This is a genomic window from Geminicoccus flavidas (assembly GCF_009806515.1).
In the GTDB taxonomy this organism is placed as follows: domain Bacteria; phylum Pseudomonadota; class Alphaproteobacteria; order Geminicoccales; family Geminicoccaceae; genus Geminicoccus; species Geminicoccus flavidus.
In genome coordinates this window covers 1-2,222 of record NZ_WUJP01000109.1, presented here as the reverse complement: position 1 = coordinate 2,222, position 2,222 = coordinate 1, and the positions used below count along the sequence as shown (strand labels likewise).

General features: G+C 68.8%; 3 protein-coding genes. All 3 read left to right on the top strand.

Going from position 1 to position 2,222, the window contains the following annotated elements:
* On the top strand, positions 1 to 643 hold a 643-nt coding region (hflC, locus tag EQG76_RS02920; RefSeq protein ID WP_159710464.1), incomplete at its 5' end, for a protease modulator HflC.
* Between the two features lie 50 nt (positions 644 to 693).
* Positions 694 to 879 (top strand): DUF2065 domain-containing protein, encoded by a 186-nt coding sequence (locus EQG76_RS02915; RefSeq protein ID WP_159710462.1) that lies wholly within the window; start codon positions 694 to 696, stop codon positions 877 to 879.
* A gap of 151 nt (positions 880 to 1,030) precedes the next feature.
* On the top strand, positions 1,031 to 2,222 hold a 1,192-nt coding region (locus tag EQG76_RS02910; RefSeq protein WP_235031178.1), incomplete at its 3' end, for a Do family serine endopeptidase.

The following is a 2,222-nucleotide window of genomic DNA, read 5'->3' as shown; positions in this document are numbered from 1 at the left end:
CGGGCCGATCCTGTCCTCCAACCTGCGTGGCGTGCTGGGCGAGGCCGGGCTGATGCAGGTGCTCAGCGCCGAGCGTGGCACGCTGATGCAGCGGATCCGGGAGCAGACCAATCGCTCGATGCAGGGCTTCGGCGTGGAACTGGTCGACCTGCGCATCAAGCGCGCCGACCTGCCCGAGCAGAACAGCCAGGCGATCTTCCAGCGGATGCAGACCGAACGGCAGCGCGAGGCCAACGAGCTGCGTGCGCAGGGTGCCGAGGTGGCCCAGCGGATCCGCTCGCGTGCCGATCGCGAGCGGCGCGTGCTGATCGCGGATGCCATGCGCCAGGCGGACGTGTTTCGCGGCGAGGGCGATGCGGAGGCGACTCGGATCGCGGGCGAGGCCTATGGGCAGGACCCGGGCTTCTACCAGTTCTACCGCTCGATGCAGGCCTATCGCACAGCCCTGGGTGACGGGAACACCAACCTGGTGATCTCGCCGGACAGCGACTTCTTCCGCTACTTCCGCGAATACGACCCCATGCAGAGCCAGGCGGCCGCAGCGCCTCCGGCCGCGCCCACCGGACAGGCGGCGCCGGCTGCGGACGAGGCGGACCGGCGGCTGGGCGCCCTGGCGCCTGAACCCCAGGCGCAACAGCCCTGAACGGCGCGGGCGGGATCCGTCCCGCCCGTTCGCATGGGAACAGGCTCCCGATGATGAATTTGTTGCAGACCCTGGCGCTCGTGCTGGTGGTGGAGGGCATCCTCTGGACCCTGTTCCCCGGCATGATGCGCCGGGCCGCCGCCCGCGCCGCGGAAAGCGACGAGGGAATGCTGCGCTATGGCGGGCTGGCCTTTGCGATCACCGGGGTGGTCGCGGTATGGTTGCTCCGCGGCTGACGGGCCGAGATGGCGCCTACCCTGCGCCATGACGCCGGGTGCTATGGCCGCGCGGCCGGAGCGCGCCTACATTGACGATGTCAGGTCCGGTGGGTCGCGCGCGGGCCGAGATGCCATGGCGGTCAGACGCCGTGCCAGCAGGATTTCGGGTATGATCGTTCGCAAGCTTCTCTCGCTCCCGTCCAGGCCGGCCGCCAGCCTGCCGGCACTTGCGATGATGCTGCTCGGCTGCAGCCTGGCGCCGGGCAGCCTGCAGGCGCAGGACGTGGCACCGCTCGGTGACAGCGTCCCGGCCGACTCGCGGAGCTTCGCGCCGCCGAGTTTTGCGCCGCTGGTCGAGCGGGTGGCGCCGGCCGTGGTCAACATCTCCACCAGCCGGCAGGTCCAGCCGAACGACCAGCAGGCGATGCCGATGCCCCAGTTCCCGCCTGGCTCGCCGTTCGAGGAGTTCTTCCGCGACTTCTTTGACCAGAACCGTCGCGGGCAGCGGCCGCCCGAGCAGCAGCGGCGCGCCTTCTCCCTGGGCTCGGGCTTCATCGTCGATCCCACCGGCTACGTGGTGACCAACAACCACGTCATCGCCGATTCCGACGAGATCAAGGTCATCCTGAACGACGACAGCGAGTATGTCGCGAAGATGATCGGCACCGACAGCAAGACCGACCTCGCGCTGCTCAAGATCGAGCGCGACGAGCCGTTCCCTTACGTGGAACTCGGCGACAGCGACCAGATCCGGGTCGGCGACTGGATGATGGCGATCGGCAACCCGTTCGGCCTGGGCTCGACCGTCACGACCGGCATCGTGTCCGCCCGCAACCGCGACATCAATGCCGGCCCCTATGACGACTTCCTCCAGGTCGACGCGGCCATCAACCGCGGCAACTCGGGCGGCCCGTCCTTCGGGATGGACGGCAAGGTGATCGGCATCAACACCGCGATCTTCTCGCCCTCGGGCGGCAATGTCGGCATCGGCTTCGCCATTCCCGCCAACATCGCCAAGCCGATCATCGAGAGCCTGAAGGAGACCGGTCGGGTGGCGCGCGGCTGGCTCGGCGTGCGCATCCAGGCGGTCACTCAGGAGATCGCCGAGGGGCTGGGCCTGGAGGAGGAGGCCGGTGCGCTGGTTGCCTCCACCCAGGAGGGCGGTCCGGCGATCGCTGCAGGCATCCAGCCGGGCGACGTCATCCTTGAGTTCGACCACAAGAAGATCGACCGGATGCGCTCCTTGCCGCGCATCGTCGCCGAGACCGCCGTGAACAAGGAGGTCGAGGTCCTGATCTGGCGCAAGGGCGAGAAGAAGACCGTCAAGGTGACGCTGGGCGAGTTGCCGGACGACGAGACGC